General features: G+C 71.7%; 9 protein-coding genes. 5 read left to right on the top strand and 4 right to left on the bottom strand.

The window, feature by feature from the left end; translation table 11 throughout:
• Positions 1 to 27: 27 nt before the first annotated feature.
• The 4 genes from fliW to KK097_RS17560 are packed head-to-tail and all read right to left on the bottom strand — an operon-like array spanning position 28 to position 3,188.
• Positions 28 to 396 (bottom strand): flagellar assembly protein FliW, encoded by a 369-nt coding sequence (gene fliW / locus KK097_RS17575; protein WP_214545606.1) that lies wholly within the window; start codon positions 394 to 396, stop codon positions 28 to 30.
• Positions 393 to 1,274: a flagellin N-terminal helical domain-containing protein gene (locus KK097_RS17570; RefSeq protein ID WP_214530518.1), complete on the bottom strand. Its 882-nt coding sequence runs from the start codon at positions 1,272 to 1,274 to the stop codon at positions 393 to 395. The genes fliW and KK097_RS17570 overlap by 4 nt, the downstream gene beginning before the upstream one ends.
• Positions 1,275 to 1,276: 2 nt before the next feature.
• A complete protein-coding gene (flgK, locus tag KK097_RS17565; protein ID WP_307858454.1) occupies positions 1,277 to 2,695 on the bottom strand; it encodes a flagellar hook-associated protein FlgK in 1,419 nt (472 codons plus the stop codon).
• A 7-nt stretch (positions 2,696 to 2,702) separates the two neighbouring features.
• Positions 2,703 to 3,188, bottom strand: coding sequence for a flagellar protein FlgN (locus tag KK097_RS17560; RefSeq protein WP_214530520.1), 486 nt, complete (start codon positions 3,186 to 3,188; stop codon positions 2,703 to 2,705).
• A 443-nt stretch (positions 3,189 to 3,631) separates the two neighbouring features.
• Between KK097_RS17560 and KK097_RS17555 the strand changes: the two genes are divergently transcribed.
• From KK097_RS17555 to KK097_RS17535, 5 genes are all read left to right on the top strand, one after another.
• Positions 3,632 to 4,447, top strand: coding sequence for a sigma-70 family RNA polymerase sigma factor (locus KK097_RS17555; RefSeq protein WP_214530521.1), 816 nt, complete (start codon positions 3,632 to 3,634; stop codon positions 4,445 to 4,447).
• Positions 4,448 to 4,582: 135 nt separating this feature from the next.
• Complete coding sequence (locus KK097_RS17550) at positions 4,583 to 5,422, top strand: flagellin N-terminal helical domain-containing protein (protein WP_214530522.1); 840 nt, start codon at positions 4,583 to 4,585, stop codon at positions 5,420 to 5,422.
• A 104-nt stretch (positions 5,423 to 5,526) separates the two neighbouring features.
• Positions 5,527 to 6,915 (top strand): flagellar filament capping protein FliD, encoded by a 1,389-nt coding sequence (gene fliD / locus KK097_RS17545; RefSeq protein ID WP_307858455.1) that lies wholly within the window; start codon positions 5,527 to 5,529, stop codon positions 6,913 to 6,915.
• Positions 6,916 to 6,926: 11 nt separating this feature from the next.
• Positions 6,927 to 7,397: a flagellar export chaperone FliS gene (fliS, locus tag KK097_RS17540; RefSeq protein WP_214530524.1), complete on the top strand. Its 471-nt coding sequence runs from the start codon at positions 6,927 to 6,929 to the stop codon at positions 7,395 to 7,397.
• Positions 7,387 to 7,701 (top strand): hypothetical protein, encoded by a 315-nt coding sequence (locus tag KK097_RS17535; protein ID WP_214545604.1) that lies wholly within the window; start codon positions 7,387 to 7,389, stop codon positions 7,699 to 7,701. The genes fliS and KK097_RS17535 overlap by 11 nt, the downstream gene beginning before the upstream one ends.
• The last annotated feature ends 107 nt before the right edge of the window (positions 7,702 to 7,808 follow it).

Raw genomic sequence — 7,808 nt, 5'->3', positions numbered from 1 at the left:
CGCCCCGACCGGCCCGCCCCGCCGCACCTACACCCGGGCGAGCTCCGCCCGCAGCGGCAGGTCCTGCTCCTCGAGGATGACCTGCGCGCCCGCGGCCGTCCGGGCGTTCACGACGATCGGCGCGAGGAGGTTCACCGTGGTGCCGGACGCGCCGGGGTTCGCGACCACCAGGAGCATCGCGTCGGCGGGGTCGGTCAGCCCGAGCCCGACGGCCTGCTCGTCGGTGAGCTCCGGCGCGTACGACGGCAGGTGCACCGCGGCGTCGAGCAGGAACAGCCGTGCGTCGTCCCCGACGAGCGTGAACAGCCCTTCGGCGCCGTCGACCGGGGACAGCTCGAAGGCCGGGGCTGGGGCGAGCCCGAACGGCGGGACGGCGAAGGTCAGGGAGATGCTCATCGGAGGTAGTCCATCAGGGTCGGCTGCAGGACCTTCGCGGTGACGGCGAGGGCTGCCTGGTAGTTGGTCTGCTGCACCTGCAGGTCGAGAACGGCCTTCGCGAGGTCGACGTCCTCGATGCCGGCGCGGCGGCTCTCGAGCGAGACGGTCGCGGACTTCAGCGAGTCCTGCGCGGCGAGTGCGGCGGCGTGCCGGACGCCGACGTCGGCCTGGGCGCCGCGGACGGTCCCGAGCGCCGTGTCGACGTCCCCGATGCGAGCGTTCACGTTCACCCCGTTCTGCAGGTCACTGACGATGGAGTCGATCATGGCGAACACGGAGTCGTCGCCGGATCCGAAGACCGCGGCGCCGGAGGTGTCGACGCGCACCGTGGTGCCGTCGCCGATCCGTCGGGACACGTCGGTGCCGGACGCAGCCCAGCCCGTCGCGGGGTCGTAGGCGGCAGCGGCGGTCGACGATCCCGCGAACACCGAACGGGTGCCGTGGGTGGTGTTGGCACGCGCCTCGAGGTCGGCTCCGAGCGACCGGAACTGCGTGACGAAGGCGTCGCGGTCCGTGTCGCTCATGGTGCCCGAGTTCGCGGCCCGCACCGTGAGGTCGCGGACGGTGTTGAGCACCGAGTAGACGCTCGACAGGGCACTGTCGGTGGTCGCGAGCCAGGCCGCGGCGTCGTTCGCGTTGCGGGAGTACTGCGCTGCGGCGGCCTGCTCCTTGCGCACCTGCATCGACGAGGCCGTGCCGACCGGGTCGTCGGACGGCTTCTGGATGGCTCGCAGCGTGGTGGCCTGGTCGGTGAGTTCGGCGACGCGCGCCGCGCCGGCCTGCAGCCGTGCCGAGGCGGCCGCCATCGACATCTGGGTGGTCACACGGGTGATCACGATCAGCCCCTCCCGACGAGTCCTGTGCGGTTGATGATGGTGTCGAGCATCTCGTCGACTGCGGTCAGGACGCGCGCGGCGCCCTGGTACGCGTGCTGGTAGCTCAGCAGGTTCACGTTCTCCTCGTCGAGGTCGACGCCGGCGCTGGACTGCTGCTGGTTCCGCGCGTTGGTGAGCGCGAGTCCGGTCAGCGTCGATTCCGACGTGGCCGACCTGGAGGCAGTGCCCACCCCCGTCACGAACGTCGCCCAGACCTGGTCGGCACCGTCGGACGACGCCCCGAGCCGCGCGAGTGCGTCGGCGAACGAGTCGTCGAGTTCCCCCGCCGCGTTCCGCGTCGCCAGGCCGCTCGCGTCCGTGGGGACGACGCTGAGGGCCTGCGCGGCGGGGACACCGGCGGACAGGGCGAAGAACGAGGTGCCGGTGGTGCCGGCCGGGGTGGTCCCGGCGGCGTGCAGGGCGTTCACGGTGGTCGCCAGTCGCGTGGCCACGGCGTCGTAGGACTTGGAGGCCTCGGCGAGTGCGCCGCCGGTGCCGGTGCCGGACGCGGGTGCGAGGACCGCGAGGGCGCCACCGATCGACCCGCCGCTCAGTCCGACCGCCCCGGCCGTGCCGGTGGTCCAGGTCAGCGTCACCGCGGCACCGTCGGCCAGACGCTCAGCGCCGCCGAGGGCGACGGAGCGGGCGTCGGTTCCCTGCACGAGCGGGTTGCCGCCGAGGAGCACGTCGACCGTGCCGTCGGCGTTCGTCCGGGTGGTGCCACCGGCGAGGGTGGCGATCTGCTGCGTGAGCTGGTCGCGCTGGTCGAGCAGCTCGTTGGCGTTGCCGCCCGAGGCGAGTGCGGTGCGGATGCGCCCGTTCAGGTCGGCGACCTGCTCCGCAGCGTCGTTCAGCTGGGCGACCTGGCCGGTGAGCGTCCCGCGGACGGACGACCACTGGGCGTCGACCGCCTTCGAGCCGGCGGCCAGCGCCGAGGCGACGGTGGCGGCGGCTCCGAGCACCGCGCTGGCGGCCCCCGGGTCGTCGGGGTGGCTCGCGAGCTCGCTCCAGGACGACCAGAAGGCGTCGAGCTTGGCGCTCAGGCCGTTCTTGCCGGGCTCGTGCAACCCCGTCTCGAGTGCGGAGAGCGCCGTCGCGCGTGCATCGGCGTAGGCCGACGAACCGGCGGCGACACGGACGCCGGCGTCGAGCGTCAGCGACGCCAGGCGGGCGATGCCGTCGACCGAGACGCCCTGGCCGGCGAGGGCGGCAGTGCCCCGCATGAAGCCGGTCTGCGTCGCGGGTACGGAGTTCTGTGTGACGCGCTGCCGCGTGTACCCGGCGGTGCCGGCGTTCGCGATGTTCTGGCCGGTGACGTCGATGCCGGCGCGGGCCGCGGCGAGGCCGGAGTACGCGGTCGCGAGGGATCCGAAGGTGCTCACCACGGTGCTACAGCGTCCCCTCGAACAGTCGGCCGCCCTCGGAGCCGGAGCCCGAGGTGCCGCTGGCGTCGTAGGTGGCTGCGCTCGTCACGGTGCCGGCAAGGGTCTCCTCGGTGGCCTGGGCGGCAGCACGGAGGAAGCGGTCGTTCTCGTCGCGCAGCGCGCCGATCTGGGTGGTCAGCTCGACCATGGCGGTGAGGTGCGATGACAGGATCTCGCCCCACGGGCCGTTCGGTGCGGCGGCGACGACGTCGCGCAGGGGAGCGTCGGCGGGCACGCCCCACTCCTCGGCGACCTCGGCGCTCTGCGCGGCACGCTCGAGCCCGGTGCTGCGGAGACGGTCGAGGACCTGCTCGACCTCACGGCTGGCGTGCGACACCCAGCGGGAGCGGCCCGCGGTGAGCAGGAGCTGCTCCTCCTCGAGCTTGAAGGTGAGCAGTTCGAGCAGCTCGCGTTCGCGCCAGAGCACGGCGGACAGGTCGTTCACGCTCATCAGCTCCTCCCGGGTGGTGGTTCGTCGGGGTCGTCCCCGGTCCGTCATCCTGCGGACACCGTGATCTATCGACTCGGTGACCGCGACCGTAAGCCCCGTCCGCCGAGTGGCGTCACCGGTACTCGCCGAGTCTGTGACCCGATGACCCCCGTCGGGGGACAAGAACGACCGTTCCCCGGCCGAAGTCCCCCCAAATGCCGACCGGAAAGGGGCTCTGACACCCCCGCACTGGGGACGGATGAGCACCTGTTCAGCGCATTGCCAGCCGATACATTCAGAACGCACCCCGGGGGACACCCCGGAACCGCTCGGCAACGACGCGGGTGCACCGCTCGGAGGGACCCGGGCGGGTCTTCGGCGTACGCACCGGCCATCCGAGGCCGGCGTCCGTCGCGCCCACGGACGGGTGAGCCGACACACGTCAGGTCGACCAGGGGAACAGCATGGACCGCACCGAACGCAACGCGATGATCGTGGAGCACCTCCCGCTCGTGGGCTACATCGTGGCCGACGTCCGCTCCCGGGCCACGCACCTCGACCGCGACGACCTCGCCGCCGTCGGCTCGCTCGCACTCGTCGCCGCTGCCGAGGCCTTCGACCCCACCCTCGGCGTCCCGTTCGGCGCCTACGCCCGCACCCGGATCACCGGTGCGCTGGCCGACGACATGCGCTCCGCCGACTGGGCGTCCCGGGGCACCCGCAAGCGGATCCGTGAGACGCTCGCCACGCAGGAAGCCCTGTCCGCCCGACTCGGCCGGAGCGTCGGCGCGCAGGAGATCGCCGATGCCATGGGCGTCGACAAGCAGACCGCCGTCGACGCCATGAGCGATGCCGCCCGCACCGTCGCGCCGCTCGACGAGACGGTGCACGACCTCGTCGCCGCCGACCTGCCGCTGCCCGGGGACGACCTGCTCGAGACCGAGAAGCGCCGGTACCTCCGCGCCGCCGTCGAGGCCCTGCCCGAGCGGATGCGCTTCATCGTCGAGGCCGTGTACTTCGGCGATCGCTCGGTCACCGAGGTCGCCGCCGAACTCGGCATCACGCACTCCGCCGTCTCGCAGCAGCGCTCCGAGGCGATGCGCCTGCTCCACGACGGGCTCGCCGCGCACTACGGCGACGGCACGACCGTCGAGCCCGCGAGCCGCACCACCGCGGCTCGTCGCAGTGCCTACCTCGCCCGTGTCGCCACGAACGCCGCCGCCGGTGTCGCCCGTGCCGTGCACGACGCGACCGCGCCCACCGCGGTCGCGGCGAGCTGAGCCGTCGAGTCGGCACCGACGTCGGCGGAAACTTCTCCACCGATCCCCTAACGACTCCCGGCAACCGGTCGAGAGTCATCCATGTCAGCCCACGGACGGGCCGACGCACGACCCACATTCACGGAGGAAACCACCATGGGTATGTCCATCAACACCAACCTCTCGGCACTCAACACGTACCGGAACCTCAACGCGACGCAGAACGACCTGTCGAAGTCCCTCGAGAAGCTCTCGTCGGGTCTCCGCATCAACCGTGCTGCCGACGACGCTGCCGGTCTGTCGATCTCCGAGGGGCTGAAGTCCCAGGTCGGTGGCCTCACGGTCGCCGCCCGCAACGCGCAGGACGGCATCTCCGTCGTGCAGACCGCTGAAGGTGGCCTCACCGAGACCCACTCGATCCTCCAGCGCATGCGCGACCTGGCAGTGCAGGCCGGCAACGACTCGAACAACGAGGACTCCCGCAAGGCGATCACCACCGAGGTCGGCGAGCTCACCAAGGAGCTCACCCGCATCTCGGAGTCGACCAACTTCAACGGCATCAACCTGCTCGACGGCTCCGCCGGCACCGCAGGCGTCCTGAAGTTCCAGGTCGGCGCGAACGGCGACGCGGCGAGCCAGATCGACGTGGACCTGTCGAAGTCGAACGTGGAGGCCGTGTCGACCGCGGTCGGCGCGCTCACCTTCGACTCGGCGACGAACGCTCAGGCCGCCATCACCGCGATCGACGAGCAGATCAAGTACGTCTCCTCGGCTCGTTCGAGCATCGGTGCCGTCCAGAACCGCTTCGACCACGCCATCAACGTGACGAACGTGGCCAAGGAGAACCTCACCGCTGCCTCCTCGCGCATCACCGACGTCGACATGGCGGAGGAGATGGTCAAGTACACGCGCGACAACATCCTCAGCCAGGCCGGCACCTCGATGCTCGCGCAGGCGAACCAGAGCACCCAGGGCGTGCTCTCGCTCCTGCGCTAGCCGTCACGACGCCGTCCTCCGGGCCCGATCGGGTGCCCCGGAGGGCGGCGTCGCCATCCTGACCACCTCCACGACGCCAGGGAGTGTCGACGATGTCCTCGTCCGTGTCCTCGAGCACCAGCCTCGCGATCGACGGTCTGGTCAGCGGTCTCAAGACGACCGACCTCATCAACTCGCTGATGAGCGTCGAGGGTGTCCCGCAGACCCTGCTCAAGAACAAGCTCACCACCACCAACTCGTTCATCTCGTCGCTGCAGACGCTCAACGGGTTGATCCAGGGCCTGGCCACCAAGGCCGCGGACGCCGCGAAGGCCTCGTCGCTCGACCTCTTCGCCGCGACGAGCAGCGCCCCCGGCGTCACCGCCGTCAGCGGCGCCGGAGCGACCGCCGGGTCCATCAGCTTCTCCGTCGGTTCGACCGCCTCCGCGCAGGTCGGTGTGACCGCCGCGATGCCGACGTGGTCGACGGCCGCGCAGCCGATCACGATCGTCGGCGCGGACGGCAAGTCGACCACCGTCACGCCGGCGTCCGGTTCGCTCGACGACGCGGTGTCCGCCCTGAACAAGTCCGGCGCCGGCGTCACCGCGACGAAGGTCTCCGCCGGCACCGACGCCGACGGCACCAGGCTCTACCGCCTGCAGCTGACGTCCGCGAAGACCGGTGCGGCCGGTGCCTTCCAGGTGTACCGGGGCGGCGCGGACGCCGTGGCAGCGGGCACCGCGACGAACGTCCTCACCGAGACCGGCGCCGCCGTCGTCACGGCGGCGAAGGACGCGAGCGTCACGCTCTGGGCCGGCACCGCGGCCGCGCAGACGATCACGAGTGCGACGAACACGTTCACCGGGCTCGTCCCCGGGGTCGACGTCACGGTGTCGCAGGTCACCACCGAGCCCGTCACCGTCACGGTCGCGCAGGACACCACGAAGGCCCAGTCGGTCGCCTCGGGACTGGTCGACGCCATGAACGCGGTGGCTGCCTACTACAAGACGAACACCGCGGTGTCGAGCACGACGAGCGCGACGTCGGGCACCACGACGACGAAGGCCGGCGTCCTGCTCGGCGACGGAGCGTCCCGGGACGCCGTGCAGCGGCTCACGAGCACGATGTCCGCCCCGGTCGACGGGAAGTCACCGTCGACGATCGGCATCGTGATCACGAAGGACGGCTCCTTCACCTTCGACCCCGAGGTCTTCCAGAAGGCCCTCGCTGCCGACCCGAAGGCGACCCAGGCGATGCTCTCCGGGGTCGCCGCGAACGTCGGTGCCGCGGCCACCGCCGCCTCCGACAAGTACGACGGCTCGGTCACCACGACCATCACCGGTCAGCAGGCCGTCGCGAAGGACCTGAACACCCAGATCGACAGCTGGACCGATCGGCTCACGATGCGCCGGGCCGCGCTCCAGACCCTCTACTCATCCCTCGAGACCAGCCTCAGCAAGCTCCAGTCGCAGTCGAGCTGGCTCGCCAGCCAGCTGGCCGCGACGTCGAGCTGACGGGAACGACCATGACCTTCGACTTCCAGGCCGCCGCCTTCCGCCAGGCTGCACAGCCGCGCACCGTGACCGACCAGCGTCGTGCGCAGTACACGAACGAGGCCGTGCTCTCCGCGACCCCGGCGCAGCTCGTCACGATGCTCTACGACCGGCTGCTGCTCGACCTGCACCGCGCCGAGGCCGCCCAGGTCGCGGCCGACTGGGAGGCCGCCCGCGAGCAGCTGCTGCACGCCCAGGCGATCGTCGGCGAGCTGTCGAGCACCCTCCGCATCGACGTGTGGGACGGTGGCGAGGGGCTGCTCGCCGTCTACAACTACGCCTCGACCTCGCTCATCACCGCCAACGTGCACCGCGACGTGCAGGCCACCCGCGACTGCATCCGGATCCTCGAGCCGCTGCGCCAGTCGTGGCACGAGGCCGCCGCATCGCTGCCGGCGACGGCCGCACGGCAGCCGACCGGGGGAGCCCTCGGTGTCGCCTGAGCAGACAGGCGAGCAGACCGCCGACCGGCTCGCCTGGGAGGCCCTCCTCACGTCCCTGGAGCACGACGCCGCCGGGCAGGCGGCCGAGTCCACGGCCCCGGCCGGGTGGTCGGAGCCGACCGGGCTGGGACCGCTGCCGCGTGACCTGGTGGGACGGGCCTCCCGGCTGCTCGCCGCGCAGCGGGACCACATGACGGTGCTCGAGGCGGACCGCCGCTCGACGCTGGAACACCTCGGCGCCCTGCGCGCCGTCGACGCCACGCGTGAGCCACGCGGCGCCGTGTACCTCGACGCTTCCGCCTGACCCGCACCCCCCGAGCGACGATGTCGTCGTCGTACGACGGCGACCCTGTCGCTCCCGCGCGCGTGCAACTGCCGGCGTGCGCAAGAAGCGACGTCATCGCTGTCGTA

The organism is Curtobacterium flaccumfaciens (genome assembly GCF_018598405.1).
GTDB classification, from domain to species: Bacteria; Actinomycetota; Actinomycetes; order Actinomycetales; family Microbacteriaceae; genus Curtobacterium; species Curtobacterium aurantiacum.
This window is presented reverse-complemented; position numbering and strand designations above follow the sequence as displayed.

Coding starts and splice junctions, on each gene's coding strand:
- KK097_RS17550 (WP_214530522.1), top strand. CDS start 4,583: ATGGGTATGTCCATCAACACCAACCTCTCGGCACTCAACACGTACCGG.
- KK097_RS17560 (WP_214530520.1), bottom strand. CDS start 3,188: ATGAGCGTGAACGACCTGTCCGCCGTGCTCTGGCGCGAACGCGAGCTG.
- fliS (WP_214530524.1), top strand. CDS start 6,927: ATGACCTTCGACTTCCAGGCCGCCGCCTTCCGCCAGGCTGCACAGCCG.
- fliW (WP_214545606.1), bottom strand. CDS start 396: ATGAGCATCTCCCTGACCTTCGCCGTCCCGCCGTTCGGGCTCGCCCCA.
- KK097_RS17555 (WP_214530521.1), top strand. CDS start 3,632: ATGGACCGCACCGAACGCAACGCGATGATCGTGGAGCACCTCCCGCTC.